A 20725-nucleotide genomic window follows, 5' to 3' on the forward strand; every position below is an offset into this window, starting at 1 on the left:
GGTCTAAAGAGGAAGGATCAGTCCTTCGTGGTGGACCGCGGGTCCGGCAGGGTCGGAGCGTCGGTGGGATAGAGACCGGCGACGAAGCCGTACGCCTGGTCGCCCGAGCGCGGGATCTGGGCGAAGCGGCGGGCCACCTCCTGGACCTCGGCCCAGAAGTTGCGGACCTCCTCGATCGGGATGCGGGCGTGCACGAGCAGGCACCGCAGCTCGTCGGCCTCGTGGGCCGGGGCGGCCTCGGCCGCTGCCTCGGCGAGCCCGTTGATCGCGGCGACGACCTTCTTGTCCTCGGGGCGGTTGAGCGCCCCGATGTAGTAGGTCCGCGCGACCCGGCCGTAGTAGCGCTCCTCGATGGCCCGCACCCGCCGCGTCCGGACCACCCGGAGCAGCCCGGCGTCGACCAGCAGGTTCACGTGGTACGCGACCGTGCCCTTGGGGCGACTGACCGCCTGGGCCAGCTCGGTGACCGTCGCGGCCCGCTCCAGCACCAGCTCCAGCAGGGTGCTGCGCAGCGGGTCGGCCAGCGCCCGGAGCTGGGCGGGGGCGGTGACCACGACCATCTCGTCGAGGTCGTAGTCGGGGATCTGCTCATTGACCGACAAAGTTCGACCGTTCTACTATCGTGGATCATTCGACCACTGTCGTCCGATGAGGGGAAGTGTAGAGATGGCCGGCGTCGTGCTGTTCCACCACGTGCAGGGTCTGACCGACGGGGTGCTCGCGTTCGCCGAGCAACTGCGGGCCGGCGGGCACACCGTGCACACCCCCGAGCTGTTCGACGGCGAGCGACCGGCGAGCGTCGAGGAGGGCGTCGCCTTCGTCAGGAGCGTCGGTGGCGAGCTCCTGGACGAGCGCGCCGACCGGGCGGTGGCCGAGCTGTCCGGGCCCCTGGCGTACGCGGGCTTCTCCTGGGGTGCGGCCCAGGCCCAGCGGTACGCCCAGACGCGACCCGGTGCCCGCGGTGCCCTCCTGTTCGAGAGCTGCGTGCCGATCAGCGGCGAATGGACCTTCGGACCGTGGCCGGCCGGCGTGCCGGTGCAGATCCACGGCATGGACCAGGATCCGATCTTCGCGCTGGAGGGCGACCTCGACGCCGCCCGTGAGCTGGTCGCGGCGGCCGGGCCCGAGCTGGCCGAGCTGTTCGTCTACCCCGGCGACCGGCACCTGTTCACCGACAGCTCGCTGCCGTCCTACGACGCCGACGCGACGGCACTGGCCGCCCGCCGCTCGGTGGAGTTTCTCGACCGGCTCGGCTGACCAATTGCTGAACACATCGGACAGTGCTTGGTGTGATATACATCACCAGCACCGTCCCGTCTCTTTTTCGTTTCTTCGCCGTCCCTGAATGGCATAAAAGAAGTCTTTGCAGGTCAGCTATCCGTCGGCGGTTCCGCCACCGCGCCGCGCCGTGAAAGGTGCCTTTATCGCCGACCGATCGGCTTAACCCGTACGGGTCCGGTGAACGTCGGCGAAAATGCATTCGAGCTCTGTTTCCGGGTGATCGACTGACTACCGCCGGCTCAGCTGCGGTCGTCGGTCGTTCGATGGCTCTATCCCCGAGTCGGCTCCGTCATCACATACGGAAGGCCTTTACCGGTGGTAGTCGCACAGACTCGGCAACAGAGAGGCTCGCGGGCCGGCACCTCTCCCCAGGCAGTGGTGGAGTACGTGCCGCTGCCGCCCTCCGATCATGAGAAGTATCTCTACTACGGGCGCCAGGGCCGCTGGATCTTCTGCGTGTTCCTGCTGGCCTTCGCCGGCGTCATGTTCGGCCTGGCCCGGCTGGCGGCCAACTCGATGTGGACCAGCCTGCTCTACGAGCTCATCGCCCTGCAGGTCGTGGCCGTGCTCATCAGCCTGCTGTCGAGCACCCGCAAGCGCCGCAGCTCCCGCGCCGAGCACGACGCCCTGGTGGCGGAGTACCGGCCGGCGGCGTACCCCTCGGTCGACGTCTTCCTGCCGTCGGCCGGTGAATCGCTCGCCATTCTGGACAACACCTACCGCCACGTCGCCGCCCTGGACTGGCCGGGCCTGCTCACCGTCCACGTGCTGGACGACTCGGGCCGCGACACGGTTGCCGAGCTCGCCGCGCAGTACGGCTTCCGCTACCTTTCCCGGCCCAACCGCGGAGAGTTGAAGAAGGCCGGAAACCTGCGCCACGGATACGAGAACTCGACCGGCGATCTCATTCATGTCTTCGACGCCGATTTCGCCCCGCGCGCCGACATGATCCGCGAACTGGCCCCGTACTTCGACGATGCGGCCGTCGGGATCGTCCAGTCGCCGCAATTCTTCGATGTCCAGCAGGAGCACTTCAATTGGTTGCAGCGCTCGGCCGGCGCGACCCAGGAGATGTTCTACCGCTGGATTCAGCCGGCCCGCGACGCGGTCGACGCGGCCATCTGTGTCGGCACGAATGCCGTCTACCGCCGCAGTGCGCTGCGGGCGGCGGGCGGTTTCGCGCAGATCGGGCACAGCGAGGACGTCCACACCGGAGTGAACATGGCCAAGGCCGGATTCCGGACGCGTTACGTGCCGGTGAATCTGGCCAAGGGCGTCTGCCCGGACAACTTCGACGGCTTCGCCAACCAGCAGTACCGCTGGTGCACCGGCAGCATGAGCCTGCTGGCCGATCCGGACTTCCACCGCTCGGCGCTCACCGTCAAGCAGAAGCTCTGTTTCTGGACCGGGTTCCTCTACTACATCACCACCGCCGTCGCGGCCTTCACGAGTCAGCTGCCGGGCTTCCTGATGTTGTGGTTCTTCCCGGACCAGATCCGGCCGCTCAACTATCTGCCGCTGATCGGCACCATCTTCGTGTGGTCGACCCTGATGCCCCGGGTCACCGACTACCGCTGGTCCCCGGCCGTCGTACGGGTCCAGATGCTCATCGGCTTCTGCCACGCCCTGGCCCTGTTCGACTTCCTGCGCGGCCGTACCGCCGCCTGGGTGCCGACCGGCGCCGCCAAGCGCACGTCGACCGCCAAGCGGGTGCTGCGCCTGCTGCGGGTCTGGCTCATCGCCGCCCAGCTGCTCACCTGGTCGGGCATCGTGCTGGGAGTCATGCACTACGGCCTGGACCAGCTCTGGGCGACGGTGCTGTTCGCCGGCCCGATGCTGTACTTCGTCTGGCCGCTGCTGCTCGGCGGACGGTCCACCCCGCAGCGGCACCCGAACGCGCCGGGCGGTCCGGACGCCGATCCGCCGATTCCGGGTGCCCGCCAGATGCCCACCTACATCCCGGTCGTGGCGTCATGACCGGCACCGCGGGGCTTCTCGAACGGGCCCGGCCGGCGGCCCAGCCGGTGCCGGCACCCGAACCGCCGGTCTTCCGGCGTGACGTGCAGGGCCTGCGTGCGCTCGCCGTCCTGCTGCTGGTCGGCTGTCACGTCGGCGTGGCCGGCCTGAGCGGCGGTGGGGTCGGCATCGACCTCTTCTTCGTGATCTCCGGTTTCGTGCTGACCGCTACGGCGTTCCGGGAGCTGCGCCAGGACGGCCGGCTGTCGCTGCGCCGGTTCTACGCCCGGCGCACGACCCGGATGGTGCCGGCCGCGACCGTGGTGGTGCTCGGCTCACTCGGTGCGGCCTGGCACTGGATGCCACCGGCGGACCGGAGCACGGTCTCCTGGGACGCCGTCGCCGCCGCGACCGCCACCATGAACGTGCGGCTGGCGACCCAGGACACCGTGCCGGTCGACGTGTCGCCGCTCCAGCACTTCTGGCCGCTGTCCCTGCTGGTCCAGTTCGCGCTGGTGTGGCCGCTGCTGCTCATCGTGGTCGCGCTGGCCTGGGCCCGCCGTGGCCGCCCCAGCGTGCTGTCGGCCGCACTGCTGCTGACGATGCTGAGCGCCGCCTCGCTGGCCCTCTGGCTGGAGCCGGCGGCGAACCCGTGGACCGGCTACGGCCTGCCGGCCCGGCTCTGGGAGTTCGGCGTCGGTGGGTTGATCGCCCTCGGCGCGCGCCGGCTGTCGGCTCTCCCGGCCACGCCCGCCGCCGTGCTCACCTGGCTGGGGCTGGGAACCGTGGCCGCCGCGGTCGCGGTCGGGGACGTCGTACCGGCCGTGCTCGGGGCCGGACTGGTGATCGCCGGTGGCTGCGCCCGCCCGGCCTGGGGTGCGCGCCGGCTGCTGCGGCTCAAGCCCGTGCAGGAGCTCGGCCGGGTCTCGTTCAGCTGGTACCTGTGGCACTGGCCGCTGCTGGTCCTCGCCCCGTACGTGCTGGGACGCCCGCTGACGACCGCGGCCGAGGTGGCCGTGGTGGCCGGGGCGCTGGTGCCGGCGGCCATGTCGGTGGCGGCCGTGGAGAACCGCATCCACCTGCATCGCGGCCTGCGGCTGCGCCCCGGCCGGGCGCTCGCCCTGGGCGGCGCGCTGACCGCGGCGACCGTGGCCCTCGCGCTGGCCGCACCGCACCTGCCGAGTACGCAGACCACGGGTACGGTGGCCGCCCGCAAGCCCGCCGACGTGCTGGCCTCGGGCACGGCCACCGTCCCGCAGCTGCAGAAGATCATCCGGGACAGCGTCCTCCCGACGGTCCTGCCCCGCGAGCTGACACCCGCCCTCGCGCGGGCGGCGGCGAGTTCGCCCCGGGACGGCGGATGCCTGGTGCCACCCGCGAGCCGGTTCGTCTCCGACAACATCGGCCGGGGCTGCGAGCGGCACGGCGTCGAGACCGGCAGCCGGGTCATGGTGCTGTTCGGTGACTCGCACGCCCAGCAGTGGTTCGACGCCGTCGACACGATCGCCCGCAAGCGGGGCTGGCGGCTCGTCGTCTTCACGAAGACCGACTGCGGACCGGCCCTCGGCAGGGTCAACAAGGTCGGCACCACCGTTCCGTACGCGGAATGCGACCAGTGGCGGCTGCGGGCCCTGGACCGGATCCAGCAGTTGCGACCGGCCATGGTGGTCATGTCCGCCCGCAACCGCGAGGGCGGCCCGCTGGACGTCGCGGCGAGCGCCGGTCCCGACCAGGACTGGGCCTCGGCCTGGGCCGCCACGGTCACCCGGATCAAGCGGGCCGGGGCGCTGCCGGTCGTCATCCCGGACACCCCGGTCACGCACTACGACGTGCCGCGGTGCCTGGCGACCCACCCGACCGCCGTCAACGAGTGTCATCTCGACGTGTTCCGGTCCCTGTTCCTGCCCCGACAGCGGATCGTCCGGGCTCTGGTGCAGGCCCACGGCGGACGGGTCGTCGACTCCACCGCGTGGTTCTGCACGCCCAGGATCTGCCCCGCCGTCATCGGCGGCACCGTCGTCTACCGCGACGACAACCACCTGACGTCCGTCTACGCGAAGCAGCTCGCGGGCGTCCTGGACGAGGCACTGGCCGAATGAGGAAGCGATGACCGACGCGCAACTGTTGTCCCCCGCCGTCCCCCGGATCATCGGGCAGCGCCGTCCGGACGGGCACGTACCGGCGCCCCTGGTCCGGAGCTGGTCCGTCCTGAGCACGGTGGCCCTGGCGCTGCCGCCGGCCCTGCTCGCGCTCACCCTGTCGGTGGTCGGCATCGGCTCCCGGAGCATGTGGAACGACGAGTACGCCAGCTGGTACGCCGCCACCCTCAGCTTCCGGGACCTGGCGAAGTTGCTGGCCAACGTGGACGCCGTCGTGGCGCCGTACTACCTGGTCCTGCATTTCTGGATCGACGTCTTCGGCGATTCGGAGACCAGCCTGCGGATGCCGTCCGCGCTCGCCATGGCCGCCACCGCGGCGCTGGTCGCGGTGCTGGGCCGCCGGCTGTTCGACACCGGGGCCGGCCTGACCGCCGGGCTGATCGTGGCCGGGCTGCCCGCGGCGACGCGCTACGGCCAGGAGGCCCGCCCGTACGCGTTCGCGATCGGCTTCGCCACCCTGGCGACACTGCTGCTGCTGCGGGCGATGGAACGGCCGACCTGGCGGCGGTGGATCTGGTACGGCGTCGGCCTCGTCCTGGCCGGGCTCGTGCACATCGTGACCCTGACCGTGCTGCTGGCCCATGCGGTGTTCATGTGGCGGGCCTTCCGGGCCAGCGGTGAGCTGCGGTTGCTGCGCTGGTTCGCCGGGGCGTTCATCGCGGTGACCGCCGCGCTGCCGCTGGCGGCCAAGGGCTCCCAGCAGTCGAGCGTCATCGCCTGGATCAAGGCCGACGCCGCGGCGCTGACCAGCCTGCCCGAGCGGATCTTCGGCTCCTGGCAGGTCGCGCTCGTGGTCTGCGTGGCGGCGCTGTCGGCGACGATGCTGCTCTGGTCGCGCCACCGGGGACCGGTGGTCCTGCTGCTGAGCTGGGCGCTGTTCCCGCCGCTGTTCTGCTACGTCACCTTCCCGGTGCTGCATCTCTTCCTGCACCGCTACCTGCTCTTCACCGTCCCGGCGTGGGCGCTGCTGGCCGGTGCCCTGGGCTTCTCCCTGGCCCGGTTCACCCGCCGGGCCGGGTCCACCTGGCTGCTGTCGCTGAGCGGCCTGCTGGTGGTGGCCGCGGTACTGCTCGTCAGCGGGCCGGGACAGCAGGCGGCCCGGCACAGCCCGGTCTACGGCGAGCCCGACTTCCGCAGCGCGGCCGCTGCCCTGGCCACGGTGGCGCGGCCCGGTGACGGCATCGCCTACGCCGGTACGACCCGTAACGGCCGCCGGGCCTTCGACTACGAGGTGCGGCGCCTCGGCCTGCTGCGGGACGTGCTGGTCGATCGCACGTCGCAGGAGAACGGCACCTTCGGCGCCCACGAATGCGCCGATCCCGGACCGTGTGTCGGGGACACCCGGCGGATCTGGCTGGTGTCGACGACGGCGGCCAACCTCGACCCGATGGACGGCATGCCCGGTCCGACCCAGGGTTTCCTGCTCACGGCGTACACCCTGAGCGAGTACCGCGGCTTCGAGCAGATCCGGATCTTCGTGCTGGACCGCAAGGACCCGCGATGACGCCGTACCCGAGGAAGGAAGAACTGATGGAGCGACCGCGGCTGACCTTCGTCGGCACCGGTTACCTGGGTGCCACCTACGCCGTCTGCTTCGCCGAGCTGGGCTACGAGGTGCTCGGTTTCGACGTCGACGTGGCCCGGATCGCCGCCCTGTCGGCCGGCGCGGTGCCGTTCCACGAGCCGGGTCTCGACGAGCTGCTGCGGCGCAACCTCGCCGCCGGGCGCCTGCGCTTCACCACGTCGTACCAGGAGACCGCCGACTTCGGCGACGTGCACTTCATCTGCGTCGGCACGCCGCAGCGGACGGGTGGCACGGGCGCCGATCTCTCGTACGTCGAGGCGGCGGTCACCGGACTGGCCCGGCAGCTGACCCGGCGGGTGCTGATCGTCGGAAAGTCCACGGTCCCGGTCGGCACCGCGGAATGGGTGGAGCAGCTGGTGGCCAAGCACACGGACCCCGGACTGGGCATCGAGGTGGCCTGGTCACCGGAGTTCCTGCAGGAGGGCTTCGCCGTCCAGGACGTGCTGCGGCCCAACCGGATCGTCGCCGGCCTGCGGTCGAAGTGGGCCGGCGACATGCTGCGGGCCGCGCACCGGGGCATCCTCGAGCTGGCCGCCGCGGAGGACCGTGAGGTGCCGGTGGTGGTCACCGACTTCGCCACCGCCGAGCTGGTCAAGGTGGCCGCGAACGCGTTCCTGGCCACCAAGATCAGCTTCATCAACGCGATGGCCGAGGTCTGCGAGGTCGCCGGCGGAGACGTCACCCAGCTCGCCCGGGCCATCGGCTACGACCCCCGCATCGGCAACCGCTTCCTGCAGGCCGGCGTCGGCTTCGGCGGCGGCTGCCTGCCCAAGGACATTCGCGCGTTCCAGGCCCGCGCGAGTGAGCTCGGCGCCGGCGAGGCCCTGCGCTTCCTGCACGAGGTCGACCTGATCAACCAGCGCCGCCGCGGCAAGGTGCTGCGGCTGGCGGCGGACCTGCTGGGCTGCCCGCCGGGCCCGGCCGGACCGCACTTCGGCCACGCCCGCGTCGCGGTGCTCGGCGCGACGTTCAAACCCCATTCCGATGACGTACGGGACTCGCCCGCGCTCGCGATCGCGGCTGCCCTGGCCCGATCAGGCGCGGAGGTCCACGTCCACGACCCGGCGGGTATGCCCAACGCCGCCCTCGTCCAGCCGGAGCTGATCTTCGAGGACAGCCTGGACGACGCCGTCCGGGACGCGGAGCTGGTCTGCGTCCTCACCGAGTGGCCGCAGTTCCGCACGGCCGACCCGGTCCGGCTGGGCCGGCTCGCCGCCACCCGGCTGGTGCTCGACGGCCGGAACTGCCTCGACGCGGCAGCCTGGACCGCGGCCGGCTGGAAGTACCGCGGAATGGGCGGTCACGCCGCCACTCCGGCCCCGGCGACCGGGACAGCCGGGAGCCGGGGCGCGCCGGACCACGACAGCCCGGCCGGCCGGTGGGCGGTCCCGCGCCCGGCGACCAGGTCCGTTGCAGCTCGGTAGCCATCGGCCGGGTTGGCGAAGGGACCGAGATGTCGGACCGAACCAACCTGCGTGACGGCATCCCGGGCAAAGACCTCGATCAGCCGCCGCCGCGTCGTGACCGGCGCCGCGGCCGGTGCCGCCGCCGTCGGCCTCACCGCAGCCGTACCGGCCGCGGCTGAGGCCGCCGCGGCCACCCGCACCACCAATTCCTACGTCGCGGCGGACGCCGAGCTGCACCTGCTGCGCCGGGCCACCTACGGACCCACCGCGGCCTCGGTCGCCGAGATCCGCCGGCTCGGCGCGGCGGCCTGGCTCGACCGCCAGCTCGACCCGGCCGGCCTCGCCGACCCGGCGGGCGACGCGCTGCTGACCCGCTTCCCGCTCATCCAGCTCTCGATCGACGAGCTGCGGGCCCGGGTCGGCACGGGCGCCATGCGGTACGGCTGGGACACGATGCTGCAGCTCGGCTTCGCGGCCACCAGCCGGGCCATCTGGAGCGAGCGGCAGCTCTTCGAGATGATGGTCGACTTCTGGTCCAACCACCTCAACGTCACCAACCCGTCCGCCGACGTCTGGGACAACCGGCACGACTACGACCGGACCGTGATCCGGCCGTACGCGCTGGGCCGCTTCGCCGACCTGCTCAAGGCCTCGGCCCGGCACCCGGCGATGCTCACGTACCTCGACAACCGCTTCTCCACCAAGACCGCGCCGAACGAGAACTACGGCCGCGAGCTGCTGGAACTGCACACGGTCGGGCTCGGCTACACGGAGTCCGACGTCAAGAACGCCGCCCGGCTGCTGACCGGGCTGACCGTCGACTGGGACACCGGCAACTACAAGTACAGCGCCAACGCGCACGCCACCGGCCCGGTCAAGGTGATCGACTTCCGGCACGCCAACACCACCGCGGCCGGGGGCGAGGCGGCAGCCCTGGCCCTGCTCGACTACCTGGCCCTGCACCCGGCCACCGCCGAGCAGATCGCCACCAAGCTCTGCGTACGCTTCGTCGCCGACAACCCGCCGGCCAAGCTGGTGGACAGGCTCGTGCAGGTCTACCTCGACCACAGGTCCGCGATCGCCCCGGTGCTGCGGGCCCTGTTCACCTCCGCGGAGTTCAAGGCGTCCGTGGGGGCGAAGGTGCGCACCCCGTACGAGGACATCGTCGCGACGGTGCGCGCGATCGGCTACGGCCCGGACGCCACCGGCACCGCGGGCATCGAGTCGCTCTACTGGCTGATCGGCTCGCTGGGCCAGGCACCGATGTCCTGGGCGCCCCCGAACGGCTACCCCGACGTGGCCTCGGCGTGGACCTCCCCCGGCGGCATGCTGGCCCGGTGGAACGCCCACCTGCACATCGTCGCGGGCTACCGGCCCAAGGAGTTCCAGCGGCCGGCCGACCTGGCCAAGGACCTCGTCGGTGCGCTGCCCGCGACCTACGGCGAGCTGATCGACGCGCTGGCCCGGCGGCTGTTCGGCCGCACGCTGCCGGCCGCCGACACGACGGCTCTGGCGGGCTACTTCGGCAAGACCCCGGCCGCCCCGCTGAAACCGGCCGACTCCGCCGTCGGCTGGCGCTTCCCGCAGCTGGTGGCCCTGATGCTGAACTCTCCCTACTTCGCGGTGAGGTGACGACGATGACCGGACCGACCTGTGGCTGCGCGGACGACCAGCGCACCACCCTGACCCGCCGCGGCGTGCTCGGCAAGGCACTGGCCGCCGGGGCCGCCGGGGCGTTCGCCGGACTGGCCGGCGATCAGATCTCCACCCAGCTGGCCTTCGCCGCCGGCAGGTACGCCGGGGACACCCTGGTGCTGCTGTCGCTGCGGGGCGGCTTCGACGGCCTGTCGGCGATCGTGCCGGCCGGCGACCCGGCGTACTACGCGGCCCGGCCGGACATCGCCGTGCCGAAGGCCAAGCTGATCGGCGGCGACACCCGGTTCGGCCTGCACCCGGCGCTCAAGCCGCTGCTGCCGTTCTGGAAGGCCGGCACGTTCGGTGCGGTCCACGCCGTCGGCCAGCCCGAACCGAACCGCTCGCACTTCTCCGCGATGGAGGAACTGGAACGGGCCGCGCCGGGCACCTCGGTGCGCACCGGATGGCTGGACCGGATGCTGGGCGGCCTGGGTGCGACCAGCCCGTTCCACGGCGTCTCGGTGGGCAGCATGATGCCGTCCCGGGCGCTGGCCGGGCCGGTCCCCGCCCTGGGCATGAAGTCCATCAACGACTTCTCGATGTACGGCGACCAGGAGGGCCAGCCCATGGCGGCCACCCTGAAGGCCCTCTACGCCGGGGCCCCGGCCCTGCTGGGTCAGCCGGCCGGACAGGTGATGAGCTCACTGGCGACCACGAAGACGCTGGCGGCCCAGGCGTACCGGCCGGCCAACGGCGCGGTCTACCCCGACGACACGCTGGGCCGGGCGCTGAAGGACGTGGCCCGGCTGATCAAGGGCAAGGCGGGTCTGATGGCGGCCTGCGTCGACTCCGGCGACTGGGACATCCACGAGAACCTCGGTGCGGCCGTACCCGGCAAGCGGATGCACGACAAGCTGGCCCAGCTCGCGGCGGCCCTCGCCGCCTTCGCCACCGACCTCGGCACGACCGGCATGAAGCGGGTCACCGTGGTGACGGTCAGCGAGTTCGGCCGGCGGGTCCGCCAGAACGGCTCCAACGGGGTCGACCACGGCTACGGCAACGCGATGATGCTGCTCGGCGGCGGCGTCGTGGGCGGCAAGGTGCACGGGCGGTGGCCCGGCCTGGCGGACCGCTACCTGGTCGACGGCGACCTCGCCGTCACCACCGACTACCGCGCGGTCATCGGCGAGGTGCTGCACAAGCGCTGCGGCCTGGCCAACACCCGCTCGGTCTTCCCGAACGTCCGCAGCACGACGTCGGGGGTCTTCCGGAACCGGTGAGCCTGCTCAGAGGGCGGCGGCGATGGCCAGCAGCAGCGCCGAGACGCCGGCCGCCAGCACGGCGATCCGGAGCACCGCCGGGTCGCTGAGAATCATGATCGCCACCCGCGCGCCGGTCTCCCGCCGCGCGTAACCGTTGTCCACCATCGCCCGCTCCTCGCCTCGGCGGCGCCGCGCGCCGCGATGAGACGACTATCCCGGCCGGGCGGCCCCCGCCACATCGCCACTGAGCGGGGTTCGCCCGGCCGGTCTCTGCGACGAAAGTCGTAGTGCCCGGCCCCGCCGGCCTGCACCGGGGACAGAGCGCGGTCAGCCGGCGTTGAAGTTGTCGCTGACGTCGCGCTGGAGATGGACCATCGTCTCGGCAAGCAGCTCGCGGACCTGCTGGTCATGGGCGAGCCCGGCGGGGACGACCACTTCGGCGCGCACCACACTGCCGCCGGCCGGGGCGTCGTCGACCTGGGCGGTGCCGTGCAGGCCGGTGCTGTCCAGCGAGTGCCACTGCAGCTCGAGGTGGTCGGTGACCACCTTCACACCGTACGGGTAGATCTGCGCGCCGACCCGGACCCGCACCTCGTCCCGGCCCGCCGATTCGGTGGTCATGCCGCGCGGCAGCCAGCGGTAGACGCGGTCGGGATCGGTCAGCACCCCGAAGACCACCTCCGCCGGCGCGGTGAAGTCGTAGGAGCCGCCGACCCGCACGGCCCCGTCTGCGTCGCCCTGTTCAGCCATCACCCTGACAGCCCTTCCCCGTCCGCGCGCCTTCATGCCACTAGCCTTCTCGGGAGTCGACAGGAAGGGCGGTGCCATGCGGTACGTCGCGATCGGGGACAGCTTCAGCGAGGGCATGGGCGACGAACTGCCGGACGGCACGGTGCGGGGCTGGACGGATCTGGTCGCCGCCGGGCTGAGCGCGGGGCTGGCCGCCCGGGGCGAGACCCTGGAGTACGCCAACCTGGCCATCCGCGGCCGGCTGCTGCGGCCCATCGTCACCACCCAGCTCGACGCCGCGCTGGCCCTGCAACCGCCCGCCGACCTGCTGACCTTCAACGGCGGCGGGAACGACATGATGCGCGCGGGCGTCGACCTGGCCGAGCTGGTGGCCATGATCGAGCAGGCGGTCCGGCGGTGCGTCGACGCCGGGGTCCGCCCGGTGGTGCTCAGCGGCGCCGACCCGACCGCGCAGCTGCCGTTCGGCCGGACCATCCGCCGGCGCGGCGAATACCTGACCGCGGCCACCCGGGAGCTCTGTGCCCGGCACGACGTCACCTTCGTCGACGCCTTCGGTGACGAGGAGATCCGGGACCACCGGTACTGGTCGGCCGACCGGCTGCACCTCAACAGCGCCGGCCACCGCCGGGTCGCCGGCCTGGTCCTGCACGCGCTCGGGTACGCGGAACCGCCCGCGCCGGGCGGCAGCGCGGCCGGGACACGGCGCCGGATGGTGGAGAACGCCCGGTACTACCGCGAGCACGTGCTGCCCTGGATCCAGCGCCGGCTGCGCGGGCAGTCGTCGGGCGACAACCGCGACCCCAAGTACCCCCGCTGGGAGCTCATCGAGCCGGCCGCCCAGAGCCCCCTGCCCTGAGCCTGCTCACCGGGCCGGTCACGGGAGGGCGCGGGCCTCGGTCTGCTTGACCGCGGCGGCGTGCCGGCGGGCTTCGGTCACGGCTGCCATCAGCCGGTCCCATTCCGGGTCCGGACGGAACGACCCGATCGGCAGATCCTTGCCGACCCGGGCCCACATGTACTCCCACCAGGCCGCCACCCGCACCGGCCACAGCCCCACCCGGACCGCCCCGGCCAGGAAGCACCGGTGCACCAGCAGGGTGGCCCCCAGGACCTCCGGATCCAGCTCCAGGTCGGGATCGTCGATGGCCTTGCCGAGCGCGCGCACGTCCCGGTGCATCTCCGAGTACGCCACCAGGTCGGGCGTCGCCGGGACCGCCGTCAGCGGGTCCTCGATCATGTCGGCCGCGTACGCCGGCATGAACACGATGTCGTCCACGGTGACGATCAGCGGCAGCTCCTCGTGCCCGCGGCGGACCCCCAGGACGACGACGGGCTGGCCGGTGGGCCCGGTGGTCACGTCGTGGCTGAGCACGTCCCCCGCCGCGACCCGGGCTTCGTCCCCGATCTCGGGAACCCGCACGACCAGCACATCGGCCTCGATCGAGACCTGGGTGCCGGGCACCTGACCCACCAGCCGCGCGAGTTCCTCAACGTCCATGGCCCCGGTTATACCCAACGGCCGCGAACCGATCGTGGCGGGCTGGGTATCTTGCCCGGTATGAACGGTGTGGTGTCAGCGGCGGTACCGGTCTGCTACGTGCGCAACGTCGAGCAGGCCCAGGCCTTCTATGCGATGTTCGGCTACACGGAGACCCAGAGCGGCGAGGAGAACGGCGGGCTGTGGTCGTACCTGCAGAGCGGCAGCCAGACGCTGCTGCTGGCCTGCGTGCAGCCGCCGGTGATCCAGGCCGAGCTGCCGCTGCTCATCTACCTGTACGTGGATGACCTGGCCGCCGTACGGGAAAGGTTCGAGGCCGCCGGGCATCCGGTGGAGCTGATCGGCCACCCCAGCCACGCACCCGGCGGCGAAGCCCGCACCAAGGACCCGGACGGCAACGTGGTGGTCTTCGCCCAGCGCACCGGGACGCCGGCGGACCGGGCCCGGAACACCGACGAAGCCGCCCGCGGCACCCTGATCCGGCAGGCCGCCGAGGCGATCGGCCGGCGCGGTGGTGCGCCGGCGGCCTGCCAGATCGGGCTGACCGACGGCAGCCCGTGCGAGCAGCCCGCTGAGGTCAAGCTGGCCGATTCGTGGGGCGAGACGGTCTGGGGGTGCTTGAGCCACACGGACGAGGCGCTGCTCAACGCCCGCAGCGCCTTCATCGCGACCGAGGACGACCAGGGCCTGGGACCGTGGCTGCGCGCCCGCCGCGGCCACCCCGACGCCCTCCTGGACCGCCCGGGCGCCTGACCGCCGCCGGGCCACCGCGCCTGGCCTCGGCCGGGTCAGGTCAGGACGGCGTCGATCTGGCTGACCGCGGTGGACAGGCCCTGCTCGAAGCCCATGCCGATGAGCTGGTCCATCGCGTCGGCGGACGGGAAGGTCGTGACGACCACCATCCGGGTGCGGCCGGCCGGCTGCTCCTCGATGCGGACCCGGACGAGCAACGGCGGGATGTCCGGGTCACCCATCTCGAACTCCAGGCCGGCCGGAGGAGTCACGGTCAGCACCCGCCACCAGCCCGACCGCCGCTCGCCGTCGGGACCGGTGACGAAGTAGGTGACCTCGCCGCCCGCGCGCAGGTCGTGCTCGACCACGGTGGCCGGGTGCGTCGGCGGGCCCCACCACCGTTCCAGCCGGCGCGGATCCGCCCAGAGCTGCCAGACCCCCGCGGCGCTCGCGGTGAACTCGGCGGTGAGGGTCATCGTGCGGGTCCGCGGATCTTTGTGGACGCTGGTCACGGTCATGCGGGAGCTCCGGGGTTCGGGTCCTCGGCGAGAATGTCGCCGAAACGGTCCATCCGGTCCCGCCAGACCAGCTCGAGCTGATCGAGCAGCCGGGCGGCGCGGCGTACGGTGTCGACGTTGCCGGTGACGAGCTGCTCGCGGCCGCTGCGGCGCTTGGTGACCAGGGCGGCACGTTCCAGCACGGCGACATGCTTCTGCACGGCGGCGAAGGTCATCGGATAGAGCCGGGACAGCGCCGACACCGAATACTCGTCGCGCAGGGTGCGCACCACGATGTCCCGCCGCGTGCTGTCGGCGAGCGCATGGAACACGGCGTCCAGCACCGGCGGCTCGACCTCATCTACAACCATGTGGTAGTACGTTACCTCATGAGACTGAGCCTGATGCAGTTCCTGTCCCTGGACGGCGTGAGCCAAGGCCCGGGCGGGCCCGACGAGGACACCACCGACGGCTTCACCGGCGGCGGCTGGTTCGTGCCGCACCTGGACGAGACGTTCCTGCGCCTGGTCACCGAGTGGATCCGCGAGGCGGACGGCTTCCTGCTGGGCCGGCGCACGTACGAGGCCTTCGCCCGGGACTGGCCGAAAGCCACCGACCCGGACGACGAGGTCGCCCGCCAGCTCAACAGCCGGCCGAAGTACGTCGCCTCACAGACGCTGCGGGCCGGCGACTGGGCGCCGACCACCGTACTGTCCGGCGACGTCGCGGCTCAGGTGGCCGAGCTCAAGCAGCAGCCGGGCCGCGAACTCCAGATCCACGGCAGTTCCCGGCTGGCGCAGTCCCTGCTGACGGCCGGCCTGATCGACGAGCTCCGGCTGATCATCGCCCCGGTGGTGGTCGGCACGGGCCGCCGCCTGTTCCCCGACGGCGGTACGCCGGCCGGCCTGCGCCTGACCCAGCACCGGACAACGCCCCGCGGCCTGGCGATCCACACCTACGAGCCGGCGGGAGCACCGACCACGGACACGCTGCACACGGACGACCCCCGCCGGCGCAGCTGAGCTCGGGTTGGGCGGTGGATGCTAGCTTGCGCGCATGGACGCGGGGCAGCACGACGGCACCGAGCCCGGCACAGCAGCCATGCTCTACGCCGGGGCGATAGTCGGGGTACTGCTACGCGGGGCTACGTGGGTGCTCAGCTCGTTCACGCTCGGGCCGGTGCTGGGCATCGTGGACACGGTCGCCGGCGAATACCTGGCCCGCCGCGAGGCGCTCTTCGTGCAGGCGGTGGTGACGGTCGCGGCCGTGGTGGCCGCGATCCTCGGCGGGCTGGCGCTGCAGAGCGACCCCGCCCGCTCCCGGTGGCCGGTGCGGCTGCTGTGCGGACTGTTCATTCTGGACGCGATCCTGTATCTGACGCCGATCGTGTTCGCTGCGGGCATCGGCGATATCGAGTTCACCACCGCGGCGTGGGCGGTGTTCGCGGTGGCGGTGGTCGGGAACCTCGGGCTGGCCGGCCTCTCGCTGCTGATCATCGTCCGGACCCGGGCGCCGCGGCGGACGGCGGCGGCGGCCGGACCGGCCGTGATCGAGCTCAGCGTGCCGCCATCGGACGGGGCAGCCCGGCCGGCCTGACCGACCAGCGCCAGAGGGTGTCCCGCAGGCCCAGCAGTGAGCGCAGGCGCGCTCAAGCACCCTCGGGAGAGTCGCCTGAGATCGGCTTCCGGCCGGCAGTGCGGAGATGCTCGATGTAGGCCATGGCCACAGTCGCCACGACGGGGACCACGAGCACCCACCAGATCCCGTACGCGAAGCCCAGCACCACCGCGACCGGCAGACCCAGAGCAAGCATCAGGCAGCCGGCGAGGAAGATCGGCGGCGGCGTCTCGTCATCCCAGGGAGCCACCAGCCCCGGCGCGGTGGGCAGCTCCGGATGAGGCACCGGAAGATCGGCGAAGAGCCGCAGCAGCTGCGACCGGGTACGCGCGAGTTTCGCGGCCTCGATCCGCTGCTCGTAGTCACCCGGATCGAGCCGCTTCTCCATCAGGTGCGCCTCCAGCGCCTCCTGGGCGGATTCGCGCTCGGGAGTGCCGACCAGCAGATCAGGCGCCGGTGGGTCAACGCCTCGATCGCCGTCGTCAGGGCCCGTCACGGCGACAGCCTAACGACGCGACCCAACGACGCCACGCCGCCGCGAACCGTCAGAAGCGCCCAGCATCCTGCCGGAGCAGAATCCCCCGCACCTCGCGAGCCTCCTCGCTGCTGTGCCGGTCGAGCACCTGCTCCAACTCAACCCGATCGGCCGCACTGCTGAAGGCGGCAAGCTCAGCAGTGAGCCGCCGGCGGGCCGACCGCTCCACCCGCCACCGGGACACCTCAGCGCGGATCTTGGCAGCAAGCTGCATGGCACGTTCCTCGTCTACCCGAAGGGAGCTTCTTAAAGCGCTTTAAGGCAACCCTACCGATACCCCGGCCGGTTGCCTACGTGACAGCCGACACGGCGGGGTACCCGGGGGTGTGGCCACGCGCCCGGCAGGGAACATCGGCGAGGTGCGCCACTACTCCGTGAAACTCGACTCCCCGACGAGCAGCGCCTCCGGCACCGTCGCCGTTTACGGGCATTTCGGCCGACCCGTCCTCGTCTTTCCCACTGAGCTGGGCCAGGCGTACGAGTTCGCGGACAACGGGATGGTCGCCGCGGTCGGTGACCTCATCGATGCCGGCCGGGTCAAGCTTTACTGTGTCGATTCCTTCGACGCCGCCACCTGGTCGGCCGACTACCTGCCCCTGGAGGAGCGGGCCCGGCGGCATGCCTCGTACGAGTCGTGGGTTGTCGATGCCGTGGTGCCGCACGTGCGGGCCGATTCCGGGGACGCCGTCGAGATCGCCACGGCCGGGTGCTCGATGGGCGCGTTCCACGCCTTGAATTTCGCCCTGAAGCGGGCCGATCTGTTCCCGCTCGCCCTCTGTTTCTCCGGCAACTACGAGCCAGCCGCCTGGCGCAGCTGGGGCGAACGCGGCGATGCCGTCTATTTCAACAGTCCCGTCGACTACGTCGCCAATCTGCACGGCGAGCACCTGGAGTGGCTGCGGTCGCGGGTGTCGGCGCTGCTGGTGTGCGGGCAGGGCCAGTGGGAGGACACCACCGGCGCCCTCGGGTCCACTCAGCGGATGGCGCAGTTGCTGGCCACTCAGGGGCTGCGGCACGAGCTCGACCTCTGGGGTCCCGACGTACCGCATGACTGGCCGTCCTGGCGCGCCCAGCTGGCCCATCATCTGCCGCGATTCTGCTGACCGGGGAAACGGTGGTCCGGCGTTCGCCGGAGCGGGCCATCGGCCGGGTCGGTGCCGACCTCTGACCGTTCCGGCCGCCCCGCGGGAGCCTACTGCGGGGTACGGTCTCCCGGGCCCACCCGCGCCCGCATACCTCCAGGAGACTCACCATGCGCCGGATCCTCGCCGCTGTCGCTCTCACAGCGACCCTGTTCGCCGCGGCGGCCTGCAGCTCGGACGACGAGAAGTCGGACAAAGCCGGCGTCGGCACCAAGGTCAGTGTCGGGGTCATCCCCATCGTCGACGTCGCGCCGATCTACCTGGGTAAGCAGAAGGGCTTCTTCAGCGGCCGGGGCATCGATCTGACGCTGGTGCCGGAGCAGGGTGGCGCGCCGATCGTCAAGGGTGTGCTGGCGGGCAAGTACCAGTTCGGCTTCAGCAACGTGACCTCGCTGATGGCGGCGAAGACCGACGGTGCGCCGCTCAAGGCGGTGGCCAACGGGGTCGCCTCGACCGGGCGCCCGGGGCGGGACTTCTCAGCGGTCGTGGTGGCCGGCGGCAGCCCGATCCGTTCGGCCAAGGACCTCGCCGGCAAGCGGGTCGCGGTCAACACCTTGAAGAACCTGGGCGACACCACGGTGCGGCAGTCGGTACGCCAGGACAAGGGCAACCCGGCCACCATCCAGTTCCAGGCGATGCCCTTCTCGGAGATGCCCGCCGCGTTGCAGAACCAGCAGGTCGACGCGGCGTGGGTGGTCGAGCCGCAGCTTTCCGAGGTGCTGACCCAGGGCGGCCAGGTCGTCGCGTCGAACTACGTCGACACCGCCCCGGATCTGACGGTGGCGATGTACTTCACCGGGACCGCCGTCATCGACAAGGACCCCGAGCTGGTGAAGAACTTCACCGCGGCGGTCAACGAGTCGCTGCAGTACGCCGCGGGTCACCCCGAGGAGATCCGGGCGACGGTCGGCACCTACACGAAGATCAACGACGTGGTCCGGACCGCGATGATCCTGCCGAGCTGGCCCAACGACATCAACCGGGCCTCGCTGGAGCGGCTGGCCACGCTGGGCCGCACGGACGGCATCTTCACCAAGCCGCCCGTGCTGGACGACCTGCTGCCCTGAGCTCGGCGCCGGGTCAAGTAAACGCTTCCCGGCGCGAGGTCAACTTTCCGCACATTGTGCCCACACTCGCTGCGGAAACTATCGGGAAGCGCTTCCCGACGGGATACTTCGGACACCCGAACGACCGCCGTCGATCTGCCGATCCCCCTCGGGCAGCCGGCGGCACCGACCCGAAGGATGCCCATGGACCGATCAAGGAAGCGCCGCGCCCTGCTGGGGGCCGCCCTGACCGCCCTGCTCACCGGAGCCCTCGCCGTCACGGCGGCGGGCACTGCCGCCGCGGCCACCACCGTGGTGCAGGCCGAGGCCTATGCCGCCCAGTCCGGCGTGCAGCTGGAAGCCACCGCCGACACCGGCGGTGGCCAGAACGCGTCCTACCTGGCCGACGGTGACTGGATGCGCTACGACGGGGTGGACCTGGGCCCGGCGGGCCCGCTGAGCATCGCGGCCCGGGTCTCCTCGGCCACCGGCTCGGGCAGCGTCGAGCTGCACACCGGCTCGGCCACCGGCCCGCTGCTCGCCCGCTTCGCGATCACCGCGACCGGCGGCTGGCAGAACTGGACGACCCTGACCACCTCGGCGTCCACCCATCCGGCCGGCCCGCAGACGGTGTACGCCGTCCTGCGCAACACCGCGGCCGGCGACTTCGTCAACGTCAACTGGTTCTCGTTCGGCGACGGCGCCCAGAGCGACGCCGGCTGGGTGACCATGGACCCGGCGGCCTGGCAGGCGCAGCTCGCCGCGTTCCGGGCCATGGCGCCACGACCGGTGCCGGCCAACTCCGTACGGGTGCCCGAGTTCAACGCGTCCTGCCTGTACAGCCACTCCAAGCCGGACGACCCGATCGTCTTCCCCGGGATGGCCGGCGCCTCGCACATGCACAGTTTCATCGGCAACCGCAGCACCGACGCGAACACCACGACCGCCACCCTGCTGCGCAACGCGGGCACCAGCTGCAAGCCGGCCGAGGACCTCTCGGCGTACTGGATCCCGACCCTGTACGAGCGCGGCCGCGTGGTCGAGCCCAAGGACGTGGTCGTGTACTACGGCTCCCGGCTGGTCGACCCGGCCGCCACGGTGCCCTTCCCGCAGGGCTTCCGGATGATCGCCGGCGACGCCCGGTTGCAGGCTCCCACCCCGGCCGGCTCGGTCAACCAGTTCTACTGCGCGGGTGCGGGTGGCGAGATCGGCCGCAGCGCGGACGGCAACTGGCCGCTCTGCGCGCCGGGCGCGACGCTGATGTTCCAGCTGGTGTTCCCGGACTGCTGGGACGGCGTGCACCTGGACAGCCCGACCCACAAGGCGCACGTGGCGTACACCTATGACGGCCGGTGCAGCGGGAACTTCCCGGTGGCGATCCCGTCCATCTCGTTCCTGATCGCGTACCCGACCAGCGGCACGGCCGACGGTTTCGAGCTGGCCTCCAAGATGGCCTCCTCGATGCACGGCGACGCGTTCCTCGCCTGGGACAACGACGCCCTCGGGCACCGGGTGAAGAACTGCGTGGTCCAGCGGGCCAAGTGCAACACCGCCGGCGACTTCTGAGCCGTACGGCGGGGCCGGCACGCCCGGTGTCACCGGGCGTGCCGGTACTGGCACACTC

General features: G+C 71.7%; 21 protein-coding genes and 1 pseudogene. 14 read left to right on the forward strand and 8 right to left on the reverse strand.

All coding sequences use genetic code 11. The annotated features are described in order from the left end of the window. Positions 1 to 17: 17 nt before the first annotated feature. Positions 18 to 602 (reverse strand): winged helix-turn-helix domain-containing protein, encoded by a 585-nt coding sequence (locus AB0C12_RS18160; RefSeq protein WP_360549279.1) that lies wholly within the window; start codon positions 600 to 602, stop codon positions 18 to 20. 46 nt (positions 603 to 648) lie between these two features. On the opposite strand from AB0C12_RS18160, the gene AB0C12_RS18165 reads away from it, so the two are divergent. The 7 genes and pseudogenes from AB0C12_RS18165 to AB0C12_RS18195 all read left to right on the forward strand — a co-directional run bounded on the left by AB0C12_RS18165 (position 649) and on the right by AB0C12_RS18195 (position 11302). Beyond that, positions 649 to 1257 carry a dienelactone hydrolase family protein gene (locus tag AB0C12_RS18165; protein ID WP_360549280.1) on the forward strand — a complete coding sequence of 203 codons (609 nt, stop codon included), beginning with the start codon at positions 649 to 651 and terminating at the stop codon, positions 1255 to 1257. A gap of 411 nt (positions 1258 to 1668) precedes the next feature. Next, on the forward strand, positions 1669 to 3258 hold the full coding sequence (locus AB0C12_RS18170) for a cellulose synthase catalytic subunit (RefSeq protein WP_360549282.1): 1590 nt from the start codon (positions 1669 to 1671) through the stop codon (positions 3256 to 3258). Then, entirely contained in the window at positions 3255 to 5336 is a 2082-nt protein-coding gene (locus tag AB0C12_RS18175) for an acyltransferase family protein (protein ID WP_360549284.1), read from the forward strand. Before AB0C12_RS18170 ends, AB0C12_RS18175 begins: the two co-directional genes overlap by 4 nt. Positions 5337 to 5343: 7 nt before the next feature. Continuing rightward, a complete protein-coding gene (locus AB0C12_RS18180; RefSeq protein ID WP_360549286.1) occupies positions 5344 to 6900 on the forward strand; it encodes a glycosyltransferase family 39 protein in 1557 nt (518 codons plus the stop codon). 26 nt (positions 6901 to 6926) lie between these two features. Further along, positions 6927 to 8279, forward strand: a pseudogene (locus AB0C12_RS18185) (UDP-glucose/GDP-mannose dehydrogenase family protein); the annotation flags it as partial. A gap of 177 nt (positions 8280 to 8456) precedes the next feature. Then, positions 8457 to 10019, forward strand: coding sequence for a DUF1800 domain-containing protein (locus AB0C12_RS18190; protein WP_360549288.1), 1563 nt, complete (start codon positions 8457 to 8459; stop codon positions 10017 to 10019). Between the two features lie 5 nt (positions 10020 to 10024). Further along, complete coding sequence (locus AB0C12_RS18195; protein ID WP_360549290.1) at positions 10025 to 11302, forward strand: DUF1501 domain-containing protein; 1278 nt, start codon at positions 10025 to 10027, stop codon at positions 11300 to 11302. Between the two features lie 6 nt (positions 11303 to 11308). Here the strand turns inward: AB0C12_RS18195 and AB0C12_RS18200 are convergent, their stop codons facing one another. Both AB0C12_RS18200 and AB0C12_RS18205 read right to left on the reverse strand, forming a co-directional pair. Beyond that, positions 11309 to 11449, reverse strand: coding sequence for a hypothetical protein (locus tag AB0C12_RS18200; protein ID WP_360549292.1), 141 nt, complete (start codon positions 11447 to 11449; stop codon positions 11309 to 11311). Between the two features lie 162 nt (positions 11450 to 11611). Further along, positions 11612 to 12034 carry a hypothetical protein gene (locus AB0C12_RS18205; protein WP_360549294.1) on the reverse strand — a complete coding sequence of 141 codons (423 nt, stop codon included), beginning with the start codon at positions 12032 to 12034 and terminating at the stop codon, positions 11612 to 11614. A 76-nt stretch (positions 12035 to 12110) separates the two neighbouring features. Here AB0C12_RS18205 and AB0C12_RS18210 point away from each other — a divergent pair, with 76 nt between their 5' ends. Then, positions 12111 to 12890, forward strand: coding sequence for an SGNH/GDSL hydrolase family protein (locus AB0C12_RS18210; protein ID WP_360549296.1), 780 nt, complete (start codon positions 12111 to 12113; stop codon positions 12888 to 12890). Between the two features lie 18 nt (positions 12891 to 12908). On the opposite strand, the gene AB0C12_RS18215 is transcribed toward AB0C12_RS18210, so the two are convergent. Beyond that, entirely contained in the window at positions 12909 to 13532 is a 624-nt protein-coding gene (locus AB0C12_RS18215; RefSeq protein WP_360549298.1) for a hypothetical protein, read from the reverse strand. 60 nt (positions 13533 to 13592) lie between these two features. Here AB0C12_RS18215 and AB0C12_RS18220 point away from each other — a divergent pair, with 60 nt between their 5' ends. Then, positions 13593 to 14285, forward strand: coding sequence for a VOC family protein (locus AB0C12_RS18220; RefSeq protein WP_360549300.1), 693 nt, complete (start codon positions 13593 to 13595; stop codon positions 14283 to 14285). Positions 14286 to 14320: 35 nt separating this feature from the next. On the opposite strand, the gene AB0C12_RS18225 is transcribed toward AB0C12_RS18220, so the two are convergent. Together AB0C12_RS18225 and AB0C12_RS18230 are read right to left on the reverse strand one after the other, a co-directional pair. Continuing rightward, positions 14321 to 14782: an SRPBCC domain-containing protein gene (locus AB0C12_RS18225; protein WP_360549302.1), complete on the reverse strand. Its 462-nt coding sequence runs from the start codon at positions 14780 to 14782 to the stop codon at positions 14321 to 14323. Continuing rightward, a complete protein-coding gene (locus tag AB0C12_RS18230) occupies positions 14779 to 15132 on the reverse strand; it encodes an ArsR family transcriptional regulator (protein WP_360549304.1) in 354 nt (117 codons plus the stop codon). The genes AB0C12_RS18225 and AB0C12_RS18230 overlap by 4 nt, the downstream gene beginning before the upstream one ends. Before the next feature lie 18 nt (positions 15133 to 15150). Here AB0C12_RS18230 and AB0C12_RS18235 point away from each other — a divergent pair, with 18 nt between their 5' ends. Further along, positions 15151 to 15783, forward strand: coding sequence for a dihydrofolate reductase family protein (locus AB0C12_RS18235; protein ID WP_360549306.1), 633 nt, complete (start codon positions 15151 to 15153; stop codon positions 15781 to 15783). A gap of 34 nt (positions 15784 to 15817) precedes the next feature. After that, the gene (locus AB0C12_RS18240) at positions 15818 to 16357 is read left to right on the forward strand and encodes a hypothetical protein (protein ID WP_360549308.1); all 540 of its coding nucleotides are present in this window, start codon (positions 15818 to 15820) and stop codon (positions 16355 to 16357) included. A gap of 52 nt (positions 16358 to 16409) precedes the next feature. On the opposite strand, the gene AB0C12_RS18245 is transcribed toward AB0C12_RS18240, so the two are convergent. Together AB0C12_RS18245 and AB0C12_RS18250 are read right to left on the reverse strand one after the other, a co-directional pair. Continuing rightward, positions 16410 to 16874, reverse strand: a complete 465-nt coding sequence (locus tag AB0C12_RS18245) for a DUF1707 domain-containing protein (RefSeq protein ID WP_360549310.1) — start codon at positions 16872 to 16874, stop codon at positions 16410 to 16412. A 49-nt stretch (positions 16875 to 16923) separates the two neighbouring features. Continuing rightward, on the reverse strand, positions 16924 to 17127 hold the full coding sequence (locus AB0C12_RS18250) for a hypothetical protein (RefSeq protein WP_360549312.1): 204 nt from the start codon (positions 17125 to 17127) through the stop codon (positions 16924 to 16926). Positions 17128 to 17272: 145 nt separating this feature from the next. On the opposite strand from AB0C12_RS18250, the gene AB0C12_RS18255 reads away from it, so the two are divergent. From AB0C12_RS18255 to AB0C12_RS18265, 3 genes are all read left to right on the forward strand, one after another. Next, a complete protein-coding gene (locus AB0C12_RS18255) occupies positions 17273 to 18016 on the forward strand; it encodes an alpha/beta hydrolase-fold protein (protein ID WP_360549314.1) in 744 nt (247 codons plus the stop codon). Positions 18017 to 18165: 149 nt separating this feature from the next. Further along, positions 18166 to 19122 carry an ABC transporter substrate-binding protein gene (locus AB0C12_RS18260; RefSeq protein ID WP_360549316.1) on the forward strand — a complete coding sequence of 319 codons (957 nt, stop codon included), beginning with the start codon at positions 18166 to 18168 and terminating at the stop codon, positions 19120 to 19122. A gap of 183 nt (positions 19123 to 19305) precedes the next feature. Continuing rightward, positions 19306 to 20667: a DUF1996 domain-containing protein gene (locus tag AB0C12_RS18265; protein ID WP_360549318.1), complete on the forward strand. Its 1362-nt coding sequence runs from the start codon at positions 19306 to 19308 to the stop codon at positions 20665 to 20667. Positions 20668 to 20725: the final 58 nt, after the last annotated feature.

The organism is Actinoplanes sp. NPDC048967 (genome assembly GCF_040649415.1).
Taxonomy (GTDB): domain Bacteria; phylum Actinomycetota; class Actinomycetes; order Mycobacteriales; family Micromonosporaceae; genus Actinoplanes.

Bases quoted from the DNA above. Each gene is read 5' to 3' on its own strand.
- AB0C12_RS18165 (WP_360549280.1), top strand. From the start codon at position 649: ATGAGGGGAAGTGTAGAGATGGCCGGCGTCGTGCTGTTCCACCACGTG.
- AB0C12_RS18175 (WP_360549284.1), top strand. From the start codon at position 3,255: ATGACCGGCACCGCGGGGCTTCTCGAACGGGCCCGGCCGGCGGCCCAG.
- AB0C12_RS18180 (WP_360549286.1), top strand. From the start codon at position 5,344: ATGACCGACGCGCAACTGTTGTCCCCCGCCGTCCCCCGGATCATCGGG.
- AB0C12_RS18195 (WP_360549290.1), top strand. From the start codon at position 10,025: ATGACCGGACCGACCTGTGGCTGCGCGGACGACCAGCGCACCACCCTG.
- AB0C12_RS18200 (WP_360549292.1), bottom strand. From the start codon at position 11,449: ATGGTGGACAACGGTTACGCGCGGCGGGAGACCGGCGCGCGGGTGGCG.
- AB0C12_RS18205 (WP_360549294.1), bottom strand. From the start codon at position 12,034: ATGGCTGAACAGGGCGACGCAGACGGGGCCGTGCGGGTCGGCGGCTCC.
- AB0C12_RS18210 (WP_360549296.1), top strand. From the start codon at position 12,111: ATGCGGTACGTCGCGATCGGGGACAGCTTCAGCGAGGGCATGGGCGAC.
- AB0C12_RS18215 (WP_360549298.1), bottom strand. From the start codon at position 13,532: ATGGACGTTGAGGAACTCGCGCGGCTGGTGGGTCAGGTGCCCGGCACC.
- AB0C12_RS18220 (WP_360549300.1), top strand. From the start codon at position 13,593: ATGAACGGTGTGGTGTCAGCGGCGGTACCGGTCTGCTACGTGCGCAAC.
- AB0C12_RS18225 (WP_360549302.1), bottom strand. From the start codon at position 14,782: ATGACCGTGACCAGCGTCCACAAAGATCCGCGGACCCGCACGATGACC.
- AB0C12_RS18230 (WP_360549304.1), bottom strand. From the start codon at position 15,132: ATGGTTGTAGATGAGGTCGAGCCGCCGGTGCTGGACGCCGTGTTCCAT.
- AB0C12_RS18235 (WP_360549306.1), top strand. From the start codon at position 15,151: ATGAGACTGAGCCTGATGCAGTTCCTGTCCCTGGACGGCGTGAGCCAA.
- AB0C12_RS18240 (WP_360549308.1), top strand. From the start codon at position 15,818: ATGGACGCGGGGCAGCACGACGGCACCGAGCCCGGCACAGCAGCCATG.
- AB0C12_RS18250 (WP_360549312.1), bottom strand. From the start codon at position 17,127: ATGCAGCTTGCTGCCAAGATCCGCGCTGAGGTGTCCCGGTGGCGGGTG.
- AB0C12_RS18260 (WP_360549316.1), top strand. From the start codon at position 18,166: ATGCGCCGGATCCTCGCCGCTGTCGCTCTCACAGCGACCCTGTTCGCC.
- AB0C12_RS18265 (WP_360549318.1), top strand. From the start codon at position 19,306: ATGGACCGATCAAGGAAGCGCCGCGCCCTGCTGGGGGCCGCCCTGACC.